We start from the raw sequence: 22,011 nt of genomic DNA, 5'->3' as shown, positions 1-22,011 counted from the left end.
CAAAAAAAGAACCACACCAAGTTGGAGCCTTGATGTGGTTTAGTTGTGGAGGGTCAAAAGAACATTCAGGAAAACGCTTTTTTAACCAACAACACACACCAAAACTATGCAACATTTTGCGTCTGGCAAAAGGTATGCAGCCGGCTTTCCGGCATGTAGCCGCAGGAAGAAATCACAAGAATCTGCGGCCGTACCCAATGAATCATTTAGTATGTCGGCCTATGTAGGAATAGCCGGCGCGTTTAAAAGAAGAACAGTCAGAATTATGAAATTAACCGCTGTATTGCTTACACTGGCCTTTTTACAGGTGCAGGCCAATGGTCTGGGCCAGGAAGTGACGCTTGATGTAAAGGGCGAAAAACTGGAAAAAGTGCTCTCGCTCATCGAGAAACAGACCGGCTACGTGTTCTTTACGACCGCCGACCTGCTCAAAAAGGCCCGTCCTGTGACCCTCCAGGTACGCAACGAAGCGCTTTCCCGGGCTCTGGACCTGTGCTTTAAAGGTCAAGTGCTGGATTATGTGATCGATGGGAAGACGATATCGGTGGTGGAGCGGAAAATTAATAATACTCCCACTCAAAATATACCTACGCCGGCAGAAGAAGTAAAAGTAGATGTAACGGGGCGAGTAGTCAATGAAAATGGCGAATCAGTTCCAGGAGCTACCGTGATGGTGAAGGGCAGCACCCAGGCTACCGCTACTAATGAGAAAGGTGAGTTTAGGCTCGAAAATGTAGATGATAAATCGGTGCTCGTAATCAGTGGTATCAACATAGAAACCTATGAGGTCAGGGTTCGCGGCCGAGAAAACCTGGCGATAAAGGTGCAAACACGGGTTTCTATGAGTGAGGCCGTGACAATTACAATGAATACAGGATACCAAGAAATTCCTAAAGAGCGGGCAACCGGTTCTTTCGCGACAGTCAACAAAGAGCTGCTGGATCAGCGCGTTGCACCAGATATTATCAGTAAACTGGAAGGAATAACAAGTGGACTGGTCTTCAATAAAGATGCAGGCACCGGTGAAAATAAACTTAGGATCAGGGGAGAAAGTACAATTTTTGGAAAATCCGACCCTCTGATAGTTCTAAATGGTTTTCCGTATGAGGGTGATCTAAGCAATATTAATCCCAACGATATTGAAAGTGTAAACGTTTTAAAGGATGCCGCCGCGGCATCAATATGGGGTGTTCAAGCAGGAAACGGGGTTATTGTGCTTACTACGAAGAAAGGGAAATATAACCAACGCTTGAAGGTGGGCTTTAACAGCAACGTCTCTATTGCCGAGAAACCCGACCTTTTTTACACACCACAAATTTCTCCGTCTGACTATATAGATTTCGAAAAAGTCCTTTTTCAAAATGGTTATTATGATGGTACTGGCGTTTTTGTTGATCCCACAATGCCTGCAATATCACCCGTTGTTGAAATACTGGACAAACAGAGAAATGGAGAAATATCTGCTGGAGAAGCTGAAGCCCAGATCAATAAATTAAGGAATTATGATCTACGCAACGATTTATTAAGCAATTTATATCGTCGATCTATTCAACAACAATATGCTATAAACATAAGTGGCGGAAGCAGTAAGGCCAGTTATTATTTCTCCGGTGGTTATGATGAGAATAAAGCGAATGTGATTGGGAATAGTGATAACCGAATTACTCTTAACACCCTGTTTACGTTTGCTCCGATTAATGGTCTTGAAATAAAGAGTGGACTTATATATACTGAGGCGTTACGAAAAACAAATGGCATCAGTATGGTTCCCAAAGCTTTACCCTATACCCGATTGGTTGATGATAACGGATTTCCGCTTTCAGTTGCTCAAAGGCGTTCGACTTTTGAAGATACCATTGCTAATCATGGTTTCGTGGATTGGAAGTATCGGCCTGTTGAAGAACGAAACTATACTGACAAGAAGAGTAGAACGGTTGACACCAGGTTATTTGCAAGTATTAAATATTCAATTACCAAGGACTTAAATGTTGACTTTAACTACCAATATACGCGCTCAATATTAACTGACCGTTTTTTAATAAATAAGAACTCTTATTTCATCCGTGATAACCTAAACAAATTTGCTCAAATTACCAATGGCAATTATACCGGTAGTAATTTCCCAGATGGTGGTATTTTAGATTTAACCACAGCCAGTATTGCAGGACATAATGGCCGCATAAATGTAAATTACAATCATACCTGGGACGATCACTCTATTTCTTCTTTAGTAGGGTTTGAGGCAAGAGAGGTACAAAGAGAATCCAACTCATCCCGCTTATATGGTTATGATGATGAAAATGGCAGTTTCATTAATCCGAATCTTTTTCAACTCTATGATGTATTTCCTTTTGGGGGAACTAATGTTTTAGGTGGCAATGGTTCAGCTTACTCAGGAAATATCGACAGATTCAGGTCGTATTATGGCAACCTGGCTTATACCTTTTTGCAGCGCTACACAGTATCAGCCAGTGCACGCCTGGATGGTTCAAATTATTTTGGTGTTAAAGCTAATCAAAAATCAGTTCCTCTGTGGTCAACGGGTATAAAATGGGATATCGATAAGGAAAGATTTTTTAAAAGCCGCCAAATAGACGCCTTGAGTTTACGCCTGACTTATGGCTACAATGGTAACCTGGATAAAAACACTGCAGCTATTATCACTTTCCAATATTTAAGTAATAATGCTATTACTGGTTTTCCTTTTGCCCGTATCAATAATATCCCTAACAAAGAATTGGGATGGGAGCGTTTATCTCACTTAAACCTGGGTATCGATTTTGGTTTACGAAATAACTGGTTGTCTGGTAGCTTAGAAGCCTTTTTAAAGAGGGGGACTGATTTAATTGGAGACGCATTACTTGATCCAACTACAGGCGTAATACAGTTGCGTGGCAACTATTCTGCCATGCAAACAAAAGGAATAGACATACAGCTTAATGCAAAGTTGTTGGACCGGTCCATAAAATGGACTTCAAATTTTCTTTTTACTTATGCTGCTGATAAAGTTACCCGATACGATGTTCCTACTGAAGCTGGTAAATATATTAATGCTTACTCGCAAATAGTACCCATCGTTGATAAGCCTTTGTATAGTTTATCAAGTTTACGGTGGGGAGGTTTAGATCCGCTTACCGGCGCTCCCAAGGGTTATCTTCAAGATACATTATCGATGGATTATGATGCAATTTTGAATAAAACACCGATTGAAGGTCTTGTATATCATGGAAGGTATAACCCTCCTATTTATGGGTCCTTGACTAATACTGTGTCCTGGAAAAATTTAAGTTTCACCTTTAATATCACTTACAAATTAGGTTACTATTTCAGGCGGAGCTCTCTTGACTATGGCAATTTGATCAACAACTGGCAAAATGGTCATTCCGATTACGCCAAGCGTTGGCAGAAACCTGGTGACGAAAACACTACAACAGTTCCCTCTTTTATTTACCCCCTTGTATCCGGAAGTGATAACTTTTATACGAATTCATCTATTTTAGTTGAAAGAGGGGATCATATAAGGTTACAATATGCAACATTGAATTACTCCTTAGATAAGGCCTTGATTAAAAACCTGCCAGTTCAGAATATTAGTGTTTATCTGTATGCCAATAATCTTAACGTGATGCTCTGGCGTGCAAATGATAAGGGCATAGATCCTGATTATCCATACATTAATTATCCTCCTGCAAGAAGTTGGTCAGCAGGAATCAGGGCAACATTTTAATAAACAACAAAGATCAAATATATTATATGAAGCTATTTGAATTTGGAAAGTATATTCTACACTTGCTGCTTTTATTATTCATCTTCGGTGCAAGTATTTCCTGTAAAAAGGACTGGCTTGAAGCTAAGCCTAATAAATCACTGGTTGTTCCCAAAACCATTAAAGATTATCAAGCTTTATTAGACAATGCCAACAGCATAGTTAATGGAGCTGTACCTTTCAATTCACAACAAATTTTTCTTGGAGAAATTGGAACGGATGATTATTATATTAAAGATGCCCCCTGGAAATCTTTAACACTTCCATTTGAACGAAATTTATCGATATGGGCTTCGGGCGTATATGAAGGTTTTCAAACTATCGATGATTGGAATCAACCGTATAAAAGAGTCTTTTATACAAATGTTGTTCTTGAAAACATTGAAACCATTGTTCCCACCTCTTCGTCTGAGTTAAATGACTGGAAAAATGTTAAAGGGACGGCACTTTTTCTTAGGGCATACAATTACTATGATCTGGCACAAGTATTTTGCAAACCTTATACGGAAAGCTCTGCAGCAACTGATCTGGGTTTACCTCTAAGGGTTGTATCCGATATCAATGAGGTTTCTGCCCGTTCTACCGTAAAGCAAACGTATGATCAAATCATTTCTGATCTAAAACAAGCGGAAGCGCTTCTACCTACCATAGAACCCACTACAACTATTTATAAATTCCGTCCAACCAAAGTTGCCGTTGATGCTATGTTATCAAGGGTCTATCTTTCGATGGAAAATTATGATAGCGCGCATGTTTATGCAGACAAATCTCTTACCCTGTATAGTACGTTGCTGAACTATGGGGATATTACTAACACTTCATCGAGCACACCATTTGCCCGTTACAACGCAGAAGTAATCTGGCATAATACTTTTACAGTTTATTCGATAGCCAATGCCGGTATTGTGGATTCTCTACTACTCAAGTCTTACGTAGGGGATGACCTAAGAAAACCACTGTTTTTTAGATTAGTAAGCAATGAATGGAAATTGAAAGGTGGCTATTCGCAGAACTTAGCCACGAGGTTTAGCGGCCTTGCCAATGATGAGCTTTACTTAACCAGAGCTGAATGTAAAGTCAGGAAAGGTAACACGTCAGGAGGTATGGACGACCTGAATTATTTACTTACCAGGCGATGGAAGAAAAATATGTTTGTACCTTATACAGCCTCGACGCCAGAAGAAGCGTTAACAAAAATACTTGCAGAAAGAAGAAAGGAACTATGTTTCAGAGGAACAAGATGGAATGACCTGCGTCGACTAAACAAAGACACTCGTTTTGCGGTTTCATTAACCAGAATGGTCAATAGCCAACTGAATAGTTTGCCACCAAACGATAAAAAATACGTACTCCCTATTCCAGATATCGTTATCAGATTAAGTCAAATAGAACAAAATCCACGTTAGTCATAGGTCTTCAATAACAATGACTCATAACCAAGTACCAAAATACTTTCAGATGAAAACAAAATCGTTATTAGCTTTACTCACATATATCTTACTCGGATTCAACTCTTTCGCTCAACCTCCAAAAAAGATAGGTGTTGGAGACAAAATGCCTAACGTAGAAATTAAAAAGCTTGTCAACTATTCCAGCTCTGCGGCAAAGTTATCAGATTTTACAGGCAAACTAATCATTCTTGACTTTTGGGCTACCTGGTGTAGTCCTTGTGTCGCAGCGTTTCCGAAGTTAAATGATCTTCAAGCCAAGTATGCCAGCCAGGTAGAAATACTACCCGTAACCAGAGAAGATGAGACAAAAGTAAAAATGTTATTTACCAAGTTGAGTAATTTAAAGGGTAAAACATTTCACAGCGTTGTTGAAGACAAAGCTTTCTCTGAGCTTTTTGATTACGTGGAATTACCTCACTATGTCTGGATTGATAAAACAGGAAAGGTGGTTGCTATTACAGATGGTTTGCAGGTAACAGAGGAAAATATAAACAAAGTAATTTCCGGGCAAAGCATTTCACTCCCCATAAAAAAAGAGACTGCAGCAAGGGTCATTACAAAATTTGGCAAAGAGCCAGTATTTTCTCCCAGCAGTCTTGTTAAATTGGATAGTGTAACAAAAGTTGTGCAAGTACCAAAGTCTTCAGTACTGATTAACTCGGTTTTGACCCAATATGTGGACGGCCTTGTATCTGCCTCGTCTGTTTCTGAAGATTCTACACTTATCACTATCACTAATAACACCATAGAGAAACTTTACAGGAAAGCTTTATGGCAACATGGGTTGGAAGTGGTTAATTCTTCAAAAACTCTTGTTGAAGTGGCAGACTCTGCTTTGTATAAAATCATCACAGGCACACATATCAAAACATCGCAGGAATGGAAAATCTGGCAGCTGGATAATGTTTACTGTTATGAATTGAAAATTCCACCAGCTCTCGCAAAAAACCGGTTTGACATCATGGTGGCAGATCTAAACAAGTATTTTGGCAGTCTTTATGGAATTGAAGGCCTTATGGAAAAAAGAAACCAAAAATATCTTGCCTTAGTCAGGATTAATAAGAAAGAGAACCAATTTGCAACAAAGGGTGGACAAGAAGTCTTGCAACAGAATAAAGTTTGGCTAAAGGCTGTTAATGTTCCTATGACATGGTTTTTAACCCAATTGCGTCAACCTTTGCAATTTTATCCTTATATTGAAAATGAAACTGGTTACGAAGGAAATATTGATATAGAGATCAACTGTAGCCTCGGAGATCTAAGTGCTTTAAATAAAGAGTTGGAGAAAGCAGGGTTAAAATTTATTGAAAGGGAAAAGAAAGCCGACATTGCGGTTATAAGGATGAAAAAGCAATAAAAAAACATGCGTTCGTTTAAGCTGTTAACAACCTATGTCCTACTATCTTGTTTGTGTCTCCTATGTGCACTTAATACCACCAATGCCCAACATACTAAAGTCACAGATAAATTAGATTTCTCCTTGAATCAAAGGCTTATGAATCAAAAAGGATTCATAAGCCTTTATAAACAATCCAATACATATTACATCGAAATTCCAGATTCGATTTTAGGAAAAGACATCTTACTCTTTAGCAGAACCATAAAACCTACTTTACATCCTGCCAACTCCGATTTGGAAGGTGGTGGATATCCTGGATCAAAAACAGTTGAAGAAGTTATTCGCTTTTATAAGCAGGCTGATAGGATTACCGTCCGGATTGCCCCTTATCAAAGAAACTCTACGGCCGCCCTGCGTACCGATAAAGATTTAGAAAATATACAGTTATATGATACATTTAGTCTTGCCATAAAGTCAACTCTCCATGGCGGCAAATCCAATTTGGTAGATATTGAGTCTTTTCTATTCTCCGGAAATGACTTATTCTTTTTTAATGATTATAGCAAAAGAGGGTTAGCTATTAACAAACTGGTCCCTGATTCCTCCTCTATTATTTTTCTCAATTTCAATCCATCTTCCGCCGACCTTATTACCCAAAGAAGCTATGAAGGCCAGAAAGAAATAATGTTAAACACCTCTATGGTGCTTCTTCCTTCTGATCCCATGAAGCCCAGACCTACAACCCCCTCTATTGGTTATTATCAACAAAGTATACCTATTCCTTCTTCGCCAACTTCCAACGCTATCATTACACGTTGGAAGTTAGAACCCAAGGCTGAAGATCTTTTGAACTACCAGCGTGGTAAACTTGTTGAACCGAAACAGCCTATAGTCTTTTATATAGATTCCACGACTCCGTCTAAATGGATCCCTTATTTTATAAAAGGTGTAGAGATGTGGCAGGGCTCCTTTGAAAAGATTGGGTTTAAAAACGCCATCCAGGCTCGCCTCCTGAAAGAAGCCTCCCCTTTCGCTGCCTACGGCTCGGCTTATTCTACTATTCATTATTTGGCTTCAACCGTAAAAGATGCTACCTATTCAAGTATTGTGGATCCAAGATCGGGAGAAATTATTCAAAGTCATATATTATTCAGCTCCGGAGTCATCGAAAAGCTTCAAGATGAATATTTTATTTCGGCTTCGCCAAGTGATCGTAGAATTCAGCAGCCGTATATAAATGATTCAATAACGGGAACTTTAATTGTTGGACTTGTTGCACATGAAATTGGCCATGCCTTAGGGTTTGCTCATAATATGGCAGCCAGCGCCTGTACTCCTGTTAAAAAGTTAAAAGACCCACGGTGGCTTCAATTACATGGAGGCCACACCGCTTCCATGATGGATTATGCCTGGTATAATTATGTGGCAGAACCTCAAGACAGTATCAAGGAACAGTGGCTACTACCTCATGTTGGCCTGTATGACCACATTGCTGTAAAATACGGCTATCAATACTTTCCTCACGCAAATGATTTGACAGAGGAAAAGCACAAAAAAAAGATTATTAGTGAACTCCGAAAAAACAACCTCATTTATATAGACGAGCATAATGAGGATCCTCTTTTTGTTGGGTTTGTACTGGGTGATGACTTGATAGCATCAGGAATGGCTGGAATCAACAACTTAAAATATATACTGTCCCATTTGTTGGAATGGAATGGAGGAACAAAGGCTGATACTATAGAGGTCAAAAAGAAATATAATTTACTTATCAGGCAATTTACTTTATACCTAGGTTATGTCTTTAATAATATAGGGGGAAAGCATGAATTACTAACAAAAGATGGGAGTAAAACAGTTAAACCTGTTTCATTCAATGTTCAGGAAAAATCTTTTACATTCATCGATGATCAGTTGTTTAACGATCCTCAATGGTTACTGGATAAAAAAATAATTGCTTTTACAGGACTAAAAGAGATTGACATTATTACAAGACTAAACAGGTCAATGTTGGCCAAATTTATGTCGGGTAGGTTTCTTAGCTACTTAACTACCGACAGTCTATCAAGCACAGAATATAAAAACACACTGCTATTATTTAAACAACTTCATACAGCCATATGGCATGAGTTAAATAGCGGTGCAGTTATTTCAGATTATCGAAAAAATCTTCAACAAAATTATGTAACCAACCTGGTGGAATTTATAAAACCAAGAATTATAATAAGAATTCCCGGAGACAGTTCTAATCCGTCTAAACGGTTAAGCTTTGCAAAAAATGAGTTAAATATTATAAATGCCAATATAATCAAAACCCTTTCTTCTTTTTCCGACCCAGAAACAATTATGCATCTACAATTATTAAAAAGCAAGATAGAAGCTGTACTATTGAATTAATATGGCATGTAAGTGCCATCTATGATAAGCACAGTCATTGGGAAAGAATATCCAGCAAATTTCACCAGCATCAAACAAATAGGCGTAGAAGGCGCCGTACATACAGCAGGGACATAATTATCATAAAATTCAGCAGGCTGAAACTCCTGACCACCTTGTATAAATGAAGAAACAGGCGTACCATCGGCACCCTGGGCTTCGATCAAAGGAATTCCATTCAGTACGATTTGGGGAGCTGTCGGCCTTCCTATATCGTCATTAATAAACCAATAATATGTGTAATATGTCTTCGTTTTTATTGCATTACCTGACAATGCAATAACGGAAGAAATAATAATTGGTAGTAAACGAAAAAGAATTAGTCTCACTTGCGGGTTAATTTGGGGTATTGATTTCTGCAATTCATACAATTATAAATGAGTATACGTTCCATCTATAACAATTAAAATAGTCGGATTTGTACCATCAAAACGCCTAATTAATATCAAGCAGATCGGAGTTGTTGGAATTAGGCATACTGCAGGTACATATTGATCTTCAAATTCAGCAGGTTGGAATGTCTGCCCGCCTTCTGTGAAGCTAGACACAGGTAGCCCACTTCCATCAATAGCCTGAACGAGTTGGATTCCATTTGAAACAATATCACCGGCACCTGGACGACCTCCATCATCATTCTTATACCAATGATATGTGAATGAACCCAGATTATCTTCCGATTTCACTGTAAATGCACTGCTTATAGCCAATACAATTGAAAGCATTGAGAGCAAGCCGACTGATAACTTTTTCATGCTTCCTATTTTTAAAAGGCCTGCTAAAGCTGCATGATACAGTTTTAGCAGGCCGATTCTTAAGCTTACTATTAAAGAGCGGTATAAGTTCCGTCTATGATAAGGCTGGCAACTGGGCTGGTGCCATCAGTACGTCTAACTAACATCAAGCAGATTGGAGTAGTTGGAGTTTGGCAAACTGCAGGTACATACTCGCTTTCAAATTCAGAAGGTTGGAATGTTTGCTCGCCTTCTGTGAAATTAGAAACAGGCAGACCATTTTGATCAACAGCCTGAACGAGTTGTATACCATTTGAAACGATTTGAGCAGCAGTTGGACGACCACCGTCATCATTCTTATACCAATGATATGTGAATGAACCCAGCACTTTTTCTGATTTTGTTGTAAATGCACTGCTAACAGCCAATACAATTGCAAGCATTGAGAACAAGCCGATAGATAACTTTTTCATACTTTAGGTTTTTGTTATGATGATAATGCCTACTCTTTTACAGGTTTTCGGTATCCCCTGTACCTGGCTGCAGCCAGATATGTATATGCGCGCAAAAAACTTAATTAATTATTCTATTGCAGGAAGTTTATAGGTTACTATGTAGCTTTTATAGGTAGCAATTACTAAATCATTACTAACTCTAAAATGATTCATTTTTTCACCCTGGTATTGAGGTATATAAATGCTTCCTTTGTAGCTTCCATCGTTTAGTTTGTATATATCGATTGCTGAATTGGCTAAAAACTTATCGTTATTTTCGTTATCTGCATTCAATAAAGAATTATTAAAAAGCAGCCCTTTATATGTACAATTCACCCAATTGACAAACCTTTTCGGTGTAGAGTTGGAGTAAGAAGAGACACCCCCTTTTGATGAACTTCCCATTTCAGTTGCACTATGAAAGGTTGTATCGATTGTCCTACCTGATCGAACTATATTCAGGTTAGTATCCATTACAATGATGTTATTGTTATAGAACTGTATATATGAAATGAGATTGGTAGAATTATCATAGCTTAACATTCCGTCACTTGGAATACCAGTATCATCTTCGCCAGAAAGCGCATCATTTGTATTGATAACCTTACCGCTGTATGGGTCTCCTTTAATAAACGTCTGAAATAACGAGTTTTTAGTTGAATTGAACGTTCTAAATACAAAAGTTGATGGTGATATCATTATGCCTTTTGTAAATAAAGTAGATGGAAAATTGAGGGTACTTATCGTTTTACCAGAGTTCATGTCACCGACAATTACGCCTGGAATATTGCTCGCCAAAATATATACAAATGGTGAATCTATTATAGGATTGAACGAGTATTCTATTTTTTTTGTTGATATAAAATCCAAGTTTACATATCCACTTTCCTTCAGGTCATTGCTGGCCCTAAATATTTTTCTTGGGTCTTTTGTCTTAAAGTATATGTACCCTGATGAAGAACCTACGACACTCACAATATCCGGCTTCTTTTCACAAACATTTTCAATCTTTAGCTCTTCCATTACGACCTTTCTATTGAAGCCATTCTTTTGACTAACTTTGTTGCTGGATGACCAAGCGAGTAAAATAACAACTCCTATAGCAACAAACATTACGACCGGTATGTAAATCAATTTCTTTTTCTTGCTTAATAGTTTCATAGTCGAGTATTTAATCGCTTCTTTAGGCCTTATTCTTTATTACCGGATTAATTATTATCCCAACAATAGAGGCAACAACGAAAAGTATATTAAACCAGAAATGTTCATTCCAACTCATTTTTGACAAAACGCCCCCACAACTACAGGGAATATCGTAGCTATAATTCAGCATTACCCAGATATAAGCCGTAAACATCGTCATCAAAAACAGCGAAGCATATAGACCTAATAAACGGGTTTTCTTAAAACTCAACGCCAACCCCACAAGAATTTCCCCCACCGGCAAGGCCCAGGCAGTAACACCGGCAAACTGAGTAATAAATGGAGATTTACTTAATTGTAATTTGAAAGTTTCGTAATCAAGCAGTTTGCTGACTGCCGCATACATAAATAAGAGAATCAAGAGGGATGATATGATCTCGACAACAAGAGTACGTTTGATGGCAAATCTTTTCGCCTTTTTGGGCAAAGCGACGGCAGTAGTTGCTTCCATTGGACTGATAAGGTTTAATAGTTACTACTTCGTTTGTTGAACACAGGATATAAGTCTCACGTCTGGTGCTAATTATCGGCAATTACTTACCTGTTAGCGACCAAGTCATATAATTTTGGTTGTTGGAAAGGGGATAGTTTGTTGTTTGGGTCAGCGGAACAACATGTTTTTAGAACTGTTTATTAAGAATGTTTCTGAATGTTGACGGAGTGTTGCGACGTAATTGCAGATCAAAGATACACTCACCAACAAGGGTTCCATCATCCAAATTGCATTATCTCTTATCCAAATTGACGGTTAAACCATCTTTTTTATGTTCTTTCGGTAAAGTGTAGGGGTTTCCCCGAAATAGCTGGTGAAGGTTTTGGAGAAAGATGCTTCACCAAATCCCAGGGCAGCTGCAATCTCTTTTACACTCTTATCAGTATGTACCAACTGATATCGGGCATAATCCATTTTTACACTCTTGAGGTAATCTGCAATGGTAACTCCATAGAAGCGATAAAAATACTCTTTCAGTGTACGCGTCTTCAATCCTGCTTCTTTAGCCACTTCATCGATATCTATCTTTTGCCCAAGGCGTTGTATCAAATAATCCCTCGCAGCATATACGCGCGGTATGTCCTTTTCCTTGATTGCCAAACCCTGGTGATGTCCATTGATCCGCTTCCTGAATATATGGTCTACAAGGTCGTATATAGACATATCTGACTGATCCTGCATACTCGCCGTCGCCAGCCCATATAATATATCATACAACCTGCGCATAATGCCCAGATCGCTCATGGGGTGCTCATGAAACAAGGTGTGGGGCTTATTCTGGTGATAATGTTTGACAAACAGCTCGAAGGCACTATGAAGAGAAAGGCGCTCTTTTACTTCATCAGGCGGTATATATATAGTAATAAAGGCATTGACTCGCCCTGGTGTAAAATAATAAGTCTTTACAGCTCCCCGCACATATACCAGGTTATATCTATGCTCGTAAAAGGTAAGCCGTTCAAGTCCCTCCACATCATACTGTAAGGTATTTTCTAAAGCCACTTGCAGATAAGGAACATTAAGGTTGTCGGGGCTGATCAATTTGTCGGGTCGGGAAACGCGGCAAACGCAATATTGTAGTGTAAAACGTGCTCCCTTTATTTCCTGCTGCAGCCAATCGCCACAGGCATAAGAAACTCCCTGACAGGGTACTGAAGGAAGTACATAATCTTGCAAGGAAGCAGGTACCATATTGTCGGTTAAAGACAATAGGCCTGCGTACTCTGATAGTAGCATCAGAATAAAGTTTAATGGATAAATGGTTACCGAATCCTAAAGTGCCTTACCGATAAAACAATAACTATACCGCTATGCGCAGTACATCTGTCCACTTCTAAGACGGTTCGCCTCCGGTTAGAAATGGGCATGCTGAGTGTACAATAAAAGGGGATTAGAATAGTAGTTCTATAAATTTAGAACATTCTTACCGAACACAGCACTAAAAAAACTTTAAAGAAACTACCGATTAAGGGTATTCTATTAACCTTGCATCAGCCGTATAACTTATGCTGTTAACATTACAGAATTAATTATCATGCATTTATACCGAAGACTAACGTGTGAATTGCTCCAATAAAAAAGCAGCCTCAAACCTAATTGAGACTGCTTTTTGTCTTCTGCAGCAACGGGAAGCTGCCAGGGGGGATTGTTGTAAGGGTTAAAGGAATATGGATTTTAGGGTTTAGGGTTGGAATAACTCTTTTAGTTTTTTATTGAGGGCTTCTCCACGCAGGTCCTGTGCAATGATCTTTCCAGAAGGATCAATCAGGAAATTGGCCGGTACGGCCTTGATGCCATACATAACAGCTACGGCGTTGTTCCAGCCTTGCAGATCGGATACCTGTGTCCAGGTGAGGCCGTCTTTTTCAATGGCTTTTACCCAAGGATCTTTTGCTTTATCAAGTGATACGCCAAGTATATTGAAGCCTTTATTGCCAAACAGCTCTTTTTGTTTCAGTAAGTTGGGGTTCTCAGCCCGACAAGGTCCGCACCAGCTTGCCCAGAATTCCAGCAGTACATATTTGCCTTTGTAAGACTCCAGCGTAATGGCTTTGCCATCTACATCGTTTTGGCTAAAGGCCAGTGCAGGCCTACCTACTTCTACCGTGTTCAGGATTGCAAGGCGCTCTGCAGCTTCCTTACCTTGCTCAGATGCTTTGATCTTCGGATCAAGGGCTTCATAGTATTTTGTGCACTCTGCCAGCGTTTTGCTATTGGTATACATTACCAGTTCACGAGCGCTGATGGGGCTAGCCGGGTGTTCTTTAATATAGTTTTTACGGATCTCGTATTCGTACGCATACCATTTGTTGCCATCTGCTTCCAGTTTCTTAGCTGTTGCTGAGTCTCCGGCCTGTTTTGACTCCCAGGCTTTTTGAAACAGGTCATTCACACGCTTCCTATTGCTCATGATCTGTTTGTTGAATACTTCGTACTCATTTACGACTGCTGGTCCGGCCACTTTGATATCATCCAACTGGTTGATGTTGCCGTTGATGGTGATCGAGCCTTTGTCGATAAACAGGTCGAGGCGGAGTCTGTAATTACGGGAGAACAGCATGCCCAAGAGGGGCTCTCCTACTTTGCCCTTGAATACGAAACGGCCATCTTTCACCACTGCGCTGTCGATCTTTGTATTGTTGAATGTGCCATGGGTAAGGAAAACGATATCGTCGGTAAATCCTTCTACATGGCCTGTAACGGTGAACTCATCTGTTTTGTAAAATGACTGCCAGCTAATAGAAAGGATGGCTGCAATTGCCAGGATAAGGATGCCTGGCTTACGAAACTTCATCATGGGTATTTGTTTATTAAAGTGTTTAATGACTTTGTTTACTTCCTGATCGTGGCATCTACCGGCGCTCCGGGGATACCATCTATTTTTTTGAGTACTTCACCCAGTTTTCCGGTACTGATATCCAGATGGTACAGGGTTCCCTCTGTTCCTGCAAGTAATACCGTTCCGTTTTCGATCACTTTGATCATGCTTACATTTTTACCGCCAAAGTTTGTCACCAGTGCTTTTATCTCCTGGTTCAGGGGATTGTAGCGGTAAACGGTTGCTCCTGAAGTGAAGTAGAATATTTCAGATGGCGTAGCTGCCCATTTGGTGGTGGCTGTAATCAGCGAGGGCTGGCTGAATGGTCGTTTGTATTCAGGTGATAAATTGACGAATCCCATGAAGGCGGCGCCAAACTTCAGTTCCTGCAATACACCGTTAGCATCTTTACCCATCGCAAAGCAATTGCTATTGTTGACCTGGGTGAAATATACCAAATCCAGTCCTGCGCTCTTAGGATCGAATGCAGCAGTGCTCGTTACCTGGTAGGTATCGCCAATGTAGGCCGCGCTGCCAAAGTTGGTGAATCCCACAAACTGTTTTCTGTTTACATCGTACCCCAGGAAATAAGGGGCTACGCTATTGAATGCAGCCTGCGGGAACAGGCTGTAATTGCCTTCTGCCGGCAGGCCAAACATACCATATACCGGGCTTTGGTTCCATGTTTGTGAAGTTCCCACATATAGTTTTCCGTTCACCACACCTTGCAAGGTTCCGAAGTTTGAGCATTCAAATTGTCCGGGTATTGCGGTAGCCGGCTGATCGAAGAAGTTTGCCTTAAGGTATTTAATACGCTTAAACGTATTGGCGTCTATTTGTACGCCCGCATTTTCTCCATTCTTGCCAAATATCCAATAGCTGCTTACTCCTACTGGTGTTATATATTGGTGTACCATGCTGATTACCTGTTGAGGGTCACCGGCCAGCTCTTCTCCATTGTGCAGGGCGCTATAGATTCGGGGCTGTACTGATCCATCCGGCTTGATGAAGGAGAGTTGTGTTGTATTTCCTTCCTTGCTCAGGACAGTAGTTCCTTTATAGAAATCTGTTTTTCCCTGGACCATGAATTCATAGAAGTACTTCATGCCGTTTGAGCTGTCGATGATCGTGAACCGGCCTCTGTATCTTGAAGAGCTGAGGCCAAACACGGTACGCAATGCAGGTCCTTTGAAAGCCAACTCAGTCAGCTGCTCTGGCACTACGATCTTCCACTCATAGTGCAGACTGGACTTATTGCTCATGTTGATATCCGGCTTAATGATCAGGCTATCTCCTACAAATACATCGTATACCGTATCAAGGTTGGTCACCTTTGGCTCCTCCGGTACATTATATGTGTAGTTGCCTTTGTCTTTATAGCAGCCTGCCACGATCAACAGTCCTGCTACTATTATTCCTGTAAATATTTTTCGCATGTTTTTTTGGTTGGTAGTGTTTAAATGATCTCTGCTCCATTCTCATCTATAAAAAAGAACCTACCGGCTGATGCGTTCTTTCGCAGCAGTATCTTTTTAGCCGGGTTGTCTGTGCTGTAGAAATCATAATTGCCATCGCTGCGTTGTGTAAGTATATATCCTTTGGCGGGGTTATTGTTCACCCAGGTAAAGGGATCGGTAAGCAGGGCATTGAGCTTACCAATGTAATACAGGCTTTGTGGCGCATCGGTGCCTACAGTTGTGAGTTCTCTCACACCTGTGGAAATCAACCACAGCTGGTGTTTTATTTGGGAATAGCTGCCCAGCGGCCAGAATGACCACCAAGATGGTTTTTCCAGTTTATTACTGAAAACAATCTTTGCGTTGATGATCGTGTTGTTCGTTGTATCCAAGTCGACTGAAGGAGTTAGCTTCAGGTTGAGTGTTACCGATTTTTCGGAGAGGGCTGCATCTGTGTTATACAGTATCACCGGCAGCAGGAAGGTGCCAGAATCTGCTGGCATGGTGTACTCGCTTTTAAATGGCTGATAGTGTGTATTGGCTACGGCGGTAGTGCCTTTGCTTACTACCATAATACCAAACTTTCTTGCTTGTTTAACCCGGATGCCAGAAATGCGGACCGGCAGGAAAACGGTGTCCTGGCTAAGGTCGGGTGTATAGGCAAATGTGTAAATGAGGCTATCTCTATCGACTGCTGTTTCAAAATCGAAGTACACATTGTCGTGCGAATGGTAATATACTTCCTGTGTTTTTTTACAGGAGCTTATTGTTGCTATTAAGATGGTTGCTATGATGGCGTATTTCATAAGTGACTGCTTTGGTTATCTTTGACCGTATTCAATTTCATCATTGGGAAGGGGCAGTACAAAAATGGACTTGCTGGCCGGGATGGTCAGACCCGAAGGTCCGGCTATGCCCATGTTCAGTCTTTTGTACATGTAAAAGAGTTGTCCTTCTCCATAGAACTCTTTGCGCGCTTCTTTGACCAACTCCAGGAGGAATTGCTGTTTCGACACCACACTTAATGATGTGCCGATACCCCTGTTGAAACGAACGGTATTGAAGTATTCAAGCGCCTTGGCCTGGTCTGCATCCCAGGCACATTCAGCGGCTATATAATACAGCTCGCTCAGGCGCAAAACCGGCGCCATGAAGGGATGAAGGTTCTCATCTCCGTCACGCAAGTACTTTTGCAGATCAAGACGGTTGCCCGACACATCGTTCACCAATTTGAACCACTGTTTGAAACGTAAGTCTTCGGCCCCTACCCCTCCCGACTCGTAGATATTATTGCCTTCATTGGGAGTAATGTACAGTGAAACAGCGCCTGCATTGAACCGGCTATCGTATAAGATCTCAAACGGCTGATTATAAAAGCCAAATATCAGCTCAGGATATAATATCCTATCTTTCTTTTTGGCATCGGCATTTATAAAGTCGGCAGTCTTAGTCCAGGGAAATTTATTGGCATTGATCACTTCCAGTGCGTTCGCCAATGCGAGGTCTTTTTTATTCATGGCGAGGTATACTCTTGCCAGTGTGCCGCATACAGCATAATAGTTCATGCGATGGCGCCTATTTTGCAGGAAAAGGGACGGTGATGCCAACTCGCGGGTAGCTGTATCACCCGGGTATCCTACTTTATAGGCTGCACTAATAATAGGATCTACTGTCTTCAATAGCTCTTTGGCACTGTTGAGGTCTGCTGCCATGCTGTTGAGTGCTTCTGTAACTGTAGACAAGCTGGTTGCTTTATTCGAATACTTAGTTACATAGGGTATTGCTTTGGCAGCGGGATCGGTTGCGAAAGAGGGGCCAAACAAACGCAAAACGTCGAAATGCAGGTAAGCACGCATTGCCAGCGCCTCACCCTTAATGAGTGTATAGCTTTGAGCAGCGAGTACCGATTTGTTCTTGTCTGCTTTTTCCAACAGCAAATTACAATTGGCAATAGCGTTATATAACCCTTTCCAGGCCGCATCTTTTATACCAATAAAAAACGGGTCTTTATAATTATACAGGCTCGCCTGGCGATAATTCCACTTATTGTCCTGGGCAATGGTATAATCCTGTGCCAGTACTTCCGGAAATCCGGAGGTCAATTCGTATCCGTAGAGATCACCATCCGAACAGCGGCTATAAATTCCATTCAGGCTTTCCTGAAAGCCTGCTTCTGTTTTAAACAGTTCTTCATCGGCTACCTGAGAGTCTGGTATTACATCCAGCCACTTCTTGCACGATGTCATCATCAACAACAGCACTACTACTGATAAATATTTTTGCATAATCCGTAGTTTTAAAAACTTGTTTGAAGTGAAAATGTAAATAAACGGGCAAATGGATAATCCAGGCCTCTTTCTATTTTCATAGATGACCAACGTAATGCATCATTTACCGTGAGTGATACCCGCAGGCTCTTCATCGCCAGTTTACTACAAAAGGATTTATTAAAATCGTAGGAGGCATACACTGAACTAAGCTCCAGTACATTGTCGTTTTGTACAAAGCGGTCGGATAAGAAGGAGGTACCGAGGTCGGCAATGTCTTTATACAGCGCCTTGTCTCCCGGTTTCTTCCATCTTTGTTCCAGCACCCGCTTGTCTACATTGAATCGAGGGTCAGCGTTTTCTACCCGGTCGATGAGTGTTTGGTTATATTCTTTTCCACCAAAGCGTGTATACATCTGTACCTGCATCAGGAATCCTTTGTAGCCAACGCTTGCACCAAAGAAACCATCAGCTATGGGCGTATTATCTGCTACAGGAACGATGTCTTTTACATCCCACTCGTAGGTATGACTGCCGTCTTTCTTAACAAATATTTCTCTTCCGTTTTCGGGGTCGATGCCTAATGAGCGGACTGCATAAATCGTATTCAATGACTCTCCTTCCTGATATCGTACCAAGGGTTCTCCTTTGTAGTCATCTGATTGTTGTTGTTCGTCTGCTTTATCATTGTAGGCTTTAAGGGCATTGGATATTTTTACGATCGTATTCTTATTTCTTGCCATTGCAAGATTCAGGTTCAATGTCCAATTGTTGGTTTTGATCACGTTGGCTTTCAGGTTCAATTCAAAGCCTTCGTTCTTCATGTCGCCCAGGTTCTCTTTATAAAATGAAAATCCGGTAGAGGGTGGCAGGGTAATATCTGCCAGCAGACCCGAAGTGAGTTTATAATAATACCGGGGAGAGATCAGTATCCTGTCTTTGAACAGGCCGAGGTCGATACCCGCATCATAGCTTTGGGTACGCTGCCATTGGAGGTTGGTGTTACCATAATTGCTAACGATCGCGCCAATACCGGTTGAGTACCAATCTCTGTAATAGCTAAAGGATGTCCGGGACATATAGGGTTCGAAATTCACCGATCCTGTAATGCCTGTGCTGGCCCTCAGTTTCAACTGGCTGATGGTACGGGAATTGAAATTTGCTTCTTTGTGTACATTCCAACCAATACCTACCGACCAGAATGACGCCACTTTGTTGTCGGTACCAAACTTAGAAGAGCCGTCGGCACGGACAGACAGGTCCATCAGGTATTTATTTTTATAGGCATAGTTACCGCTGAGGAAAGCCCCAATCAAGCGTTCTTTGACAGAATAGCCTGAGGGTGAAGCTCCTTCAGCGTATCCCTGTGCGAAGCCTACATTCGTAAACCGATCATTTGGAAATCCTATAGCCGTAAAACCTGCATATTCATCAGCATTGGTTCTGATGTTTGCGCCGAGTGTGGTATTGAAGAAGTGATCTCCCAACTGTCGATTGTAGGACAGGGTCATATTTCCATCGAATGCCAACTCTTCGCGTCCCTGATAGGTGAATGAGCCGCGCTCATCCAGATCATCAGTGCTGTAAAAATAAAACTGGTTTGCCAGCGGAGATACAAAGCTCTCGTATGTGTACTTGCGTTTTGTTATACTCATCAAGCCGCGCAGCCTGAGCCCGTAAGCAATATTCCATTCGCCGGTAAATGCGTCAATCAGTTCTATGTAATTGTTTTTATCAAATGACCGGAGGGTGCTATTATACATAGGGTTCAGCACTGTATTGGTCTGGAATTGGGCAGCGCCTGATTGATGTGTATCTATCAGCCAGCTATCCACCGACTGGATGATACGTCCCAGGCTATCTGTTTTGGGATAGTAGGGGTTCATACGCACATAGTCGAAGAAGCTTCCGTAAGGTGACTCTTTCGAGTTTACCTGTACCACAGTGAGTGTGTTCTTAAACAAGAACTTGCTGCTCGGGTTATATGCGAGGTCCATTCCAATGCTGTAGCGATCTCTCGTTGAACCTTTCATCACTCCCGGCTGTGTCTGATACCGGAGGTCGATGCCATAGCGTATATCTTTAGTACCTCCTTCCAGGTAGAGTGAATGTTTCTGTCCAAGGGCAGTGCGTAGTGGTTGCGATAACCAATAGGTATTGACTCCGCTTACCACATTCTTCTTTTTCTGGTAGTACAATACGTCCTGTTCGTCTTTTGAAAGGCTTCCAACGGATTCGTATAATCCTGCCAAGCGTTCATACTCAAGCTTCTCTTCAGCGTTCAGCAGGTTGTAATCGGTAAGATCGGGACCTGACAAGGTAAAATCGGCATTATAAAACACCTGTAACTTACCGGGCTTTGGCATCCGCGTTGTAATTACTACCACACCATTGGCTGCCCGTGATCCATAGATGGCTGTGGCTGCTGCATCTTTGAGTAACGTAATGCTTTGGATGCGTGAATTGTCCAGGTCATATACTTTTTGAAGACTTACTTCATATCCATCGAGGATGAAGGTGGGCAGGTTGACATTTCCCTGCAGGTTGGCCCTGCTTACGACTTCTCCGGTACCACTGGGCAATGCAGTAGAGCCACGGAGGTTGATCATTGGCAACCTGTTGGGATTGGAACCAAGGATATTATTTTCTGCGATACGGAATGAAGGATCGAATGCCTGTATACTTTGTATGATATTTACGGGATTTACTTTCCTCAACTCTTCACCTGATACTACTATTGCATTTCCCGTATAGTTGTCTTTGTTCAGCATCTGGTAACCTGTGACCACTACCTTGTCCATCGGGTCTTTGTTGGCATTTAGCTTAAAGCGTATCCTGAGGAGGGTTTCATCTCTTACTATTATATTTTGTGTTTCGTATCCTACGTAGCTTATTATCAGCATATCGCCGCGCTTGGCGGGTATGGTAAAACCACCCTGTCTATCACTGGTAACACCTCCTTTTACTCCTTTGATAACAATGTTAGCTCCGGCAATGGGCTGGTTGGTAGAATCATCCATGATGTTGCCCATGATGGTCAGCGCCCGCGGAACAGTATCTAACGTCATCGCAGGAGATACCGCCTGTGGCTTCAAGCTCACTACAATGGTCTTATTTACAATTCTGTAAGTGAGGGGCTGATCCTTGAAACATTGATCCAACACTTCCTGCATTTCCATATTACGTGCAGTAAGGGTTACCGGCTTTGCATTTTCCAGGATGCGTGCATTGTAAAAAAACACGTAGCCGGTTTGTTTCTTGATCTGTGCAAACACTTTTTTGAGTGTTGCATTTTCCTGTGTGATGCTCACTTTCTGGGCAATGCCTGCAGCAGTTACGTGCAAACAGCCCAGTAGTAGCAAGGTAGCAGTCAATTTCATCACCAGAAGGGTTTTGGACTTTGCCGGCCGTCGCTTGCGCGCGGCTTTGCAAAGAATGATAAAAGTCATACTTTTAAGTAGTTGGGTTAAACAATAACAGTCGTCAAGCTTGTTACATAGTTTGCCCACTCCGGCCGTCAACGTTGCACCGTTGGCGGCCTTTTGTATGGGGAAAC

At 41.3% G+C, this 22,011-nt stretch carries 15 protein-coding genes; 4 read left to right on the top strand and 11 right to left on the bottom strand.

Annotation, left to right across the window (positions count from 1 at the left end; genetic code table 11):
- Positions 1 to 106: 106 nt before the first annotated feature.
- From AC5JBY_RS10215 to AC5JBY_RS10200, 4 genes are all read left to right on the top strand, one after another.
- Positions 107 to 3,727, top strand: a complete 3,621-nt coding sequence (locus AC5JBY_RS10215; protein ID WP_495904477.1) for a SusC/RagA family TonB-linked outer membrane protein — start codon at positions 107 to 109, stop codon at positions 3,725 to 3,727.
- A gap of 26 nt (positions 3,728 to 3,753) precedes the next feature.
- Entirely contained in the window at positions 3,754 to 5,172 is a 1,419-nt protein-coding gene (locus tag AC5JBY_RS10210) for a RagB/SusD family nutrient uptake outer membrane protein (protein WP_495904476.1), read from the top strand.
- Positions 5,173 to 5,224: 52 nt separating this feature from the next.
- Positions 5,225 to 6,574: a TlpA family protein disulfide reductase gene (locus AC5JBY_RS10205; protein ID WP_495904475.1), complete on the top strand. Its 1,350-nt coding sequence runs from the start codon at positions 5,225 to 5,227 to the stop codon at positions 6,572 to 6,574.
- A gap of 138 nt (positions 6,575 to 6,712) precedes the next feature.
- The gene (locus tag AC5JBY_RS10200) at positions 6,713 to 8,953 is read left to right on the top strand and encodes a zinc-dependent metalloprotease (RefSeq protein WP_495904474.1); all 2,241 of its coding nucleotides are present in this window, start codon (positions 6,713 to 6,715) and stop codon (positions 8,951 to 8,953) included.
- Here AC5JBY_RS10200 and AC5JBY_RS10195 read toward each other — a convergent pair.
- The 11 genes from AC5JBY_RS10195 to AC5JBY_RS10145 form a co-directional block, all read right to left on the bottom strand.
- Positions 8,950 to 9,321, bottom strand: coding sequence for a hypothetical protein (locus AC5JBY_RS10195; RefSeq protein ID WP_495904473.1), 372 nt, complete (start codon positions 9,319 to 9,321; stop codon positions 8,950 to 8,952). The genes AC5JBY_RS10200 and AC5JBY_RS10195 overlap by 4 nt on opposite strands.
- A 42-nt stretch (positions 9,322 to 9,363) precedes the next feature.
- Positions 9,364 to 9,744, bottom strand: coding sequence for a hypothetical protein (locus AC5JBY_RS10190; RefSeq protein WP_495904472.1), 381 nt, complete (start codon positions 9,742 to 9,744; stop codon positions 9,364 to 9,366).
- Between the two features lie 71 nt (positions 9,745 to 9,815).
- Entirely contained in the window at positions 9,816 to 10,196 is a 381-nt protein-coding gene (locus AC5JBY_RS10185; protein WP_495904471.1) for a hypothetical protein, read from the bottom strand.
- Between the two features lie 108 nt (positions 10,197 to 10,304).
- Entirely contained in the window at positions 10,305 to 11,378 is a 1,074-nt protein-coding gene (locus AC5JBY_RS10180; protein WP_495904470.1) for a hypothetical protein, read from the bottom strand.
- 22 nt (positions 11,379 to 11,400) lie between these two features.
- Positions 11,401 to 11,871 (bottom strand): MauE/DoxX family redox-associated membrane protein, encoded by a 471-nt coding sequence (locus AC5JBY_RS10175; RefSeq protein WP_495904469.1) that lies wholly within the window; start codon positions 11,869 to 11,871, stop codon positions 11,401 to 11,403.
- A 297-nt stretch (positions 11,872 to 12,168) separates the two neighbouring features.
- The gene (locus AC5JBY_RS10170; protein ID WP_495904468.1) at positions 12,169 to 13,149 is read right to left on the bottom strand and encodes a helix-turn-helix domain-containing protein; all 981 of its coding nucleotides are present in this window, start codon (positions 13,147 to 13,149) and stop codon (positions 12,169 to 12,171) included.
- Between the two features lie 445 nt (positions 13,150 to 13,594).
- Positions 13,595 to 14,710, bottom strand: coding sequence for a redoxin domain-containing protein (locus tag AC5JBY_RS10165; RefSeq protein WP_495904467.1), 1,116 nt, complete (start codon positions 14,708 to 14,710; stop codon positions 13,595 to 13,597).
- A gap of 35 nt (positions 14,711 to 14,745) precedes the next feature.
- Complete coding sequence (locus AC5JBY_RS10160) at positions 14,746 to 16,167, bottom strand: PKD-like family lipoprotein (RefSeq protein WP_495904466.1); 1,422 nt, start codon at positions 16,165 to 16,167, stop codon at positions 14,746 to 14,748.
- 20 nt (positions 16,168 to 16,187) lie between these two features.
- The gene (locus tag AC5JBY_RS10155) at positions 16,188 to 16,994 is read right to left on the bottom strand and encodes a DUF4843 domain-containing protein (protein ID WP_495904465.1); all 807 of its coding nucleotides are present in this window, start codon (positions 16,992 to 16,994) and stop codon (positions 16,188 to 16,190) included.
- Between the two features lie 15 nt (positions 16,995 to 17,009).
- A complete protein-coding gene (locus tag AC5JBY_RS10150; protein WP_495904464.1) occupies positions 17,010 to 18,473 on the bottom strand; it encodes a RagB/SusD family nutrient uptake outer membrane protein in 1,464 nt (487 codons plus the stop codon).
- An 11-nt stretch (positions 18,474 to 18,484) separates the two neighbouring features.
- Positions 18,485 to 21,835, bottom strand: a complete 3,351-nt coding sequence (locus tag AC5JBY_RS10145; protein ID WP_495904463.1) for a SusC/RagA family TonB-linked outer membrane protein — start codon at positions 21,833 to 21,835, stop codon at positions 18,485 to 18,487.
- Positions 21,836 to 22,011 lie beyond the last annotated feature (176 nt).

The sequence above is a fragment of the Paraflavitalea sp. genome, from assembly GCF_059502485.1.
The sequence above is the reverse complement of the archived record's forward strand: the minus strand, read 5'-3'. Positions and strand labels throughout refer to the sequence as shown.

Bases quoted from the DNA above. Each gene is read 5' to 3' on its own strand.
- AC5JBY_RS10175 (WP_495904469.1), bottom strand. From the start codon at position 11,871: ATGGAAGCAACTACTGCCGTCGCTTTGCCCAAAAAGGCGAAAAGATTT.
- AC5JBY_RS10150 (WP_495904464.1), bottom strand. From the start codon at position 18,473: ATGCAAAAATATTTATCAGTAGTAGTGCTGTTGTTGATGATGACATCG.
- AC5JBY_RS10215 (WP_495904477.1), top strand. From the start codon at position 107: ATGCAACATTTTGCGTCTGGCAAAAGGTATGCAGCCGGCTTTCCGGCA.
- AC5JBY_RS10180 (WP_495904470.1), bottom strand. From the start codon at position 11,378: ATGAAACTATTAAGCAAGAAAAAGAAATTGATTTACATACCGGTCGTA.
- AC5JBY_RS10160 (WP_495904466.1), bottom strand. From the start codon at position 16,167: ATGCGAAAAATATTTACAGGAATAATAGTAGCAGGACTGTTGATCGTG.
- AC5JBY_RS10200 (WP_495904474.1), top strand. From the start codon at position 6,713: ATGAATCAAAAAGGATTCATAAGCCTTTATAAACAATCCAATACATAT.
- AC5JBY_RS10185 (WP_495904471.1), bottom strand. From the start codon at position 10,196: ATGAAAAAGTTATCTATCGGCTTGTTCTCAATGCTTGCAATTGTATTG.
- AC5JBY_RS10210 (WP_495904476.1), top strand. From the start codon at position 3,754: ATGAAGCTATTTGAATTTGGAAAGTATATTCTACACTTGCTGCTTTTA.
- AC5JBY_RS10145 (WP_495904463.1), bottom strand. From the start codon at position 21,835: ATGAAATTGACTGCTACCTTGCTACTACTGGGCTGTTTGCACGTAACT.
- AC5JBY_RS10190 (WP_495904472.1), bottom strand. From the start codon at position 9,744: ATGAAAAAGTTATCAGTCGGCTTGCTCTCAATGCTTTCAATTGTATTG.
- AC5JBY_RS10165 (WP_495904467.1), bottom strand. From the start codon at position 14,710: ATGATGAAGTTTCGTAAGCCAGGCATCCTTATCCTGGCAATTGCAGCC.
- AC5JBY_RS10205 (WP_495904475.1), top strand. From the start codon at position 5,225: ATGAAAACAAAATCGTTATTAGCTTTACTCACATATATCTTACTCGGA.
- AC5JBY_RS10155 (WP_495904465.1), bottom strand. From the start codon at position 16,994: ATGAAATACGCCATCATAGCAACCATCTTAATAGCAACAATAAGCTCC.
- AC5JBY_RS10170 (WP_495904468.1), bottom strand. From the start codon at position 13,149: ATGCTACTATCAGAGTACGCAGGCCTATTGTCTTTAACCGACAATATG.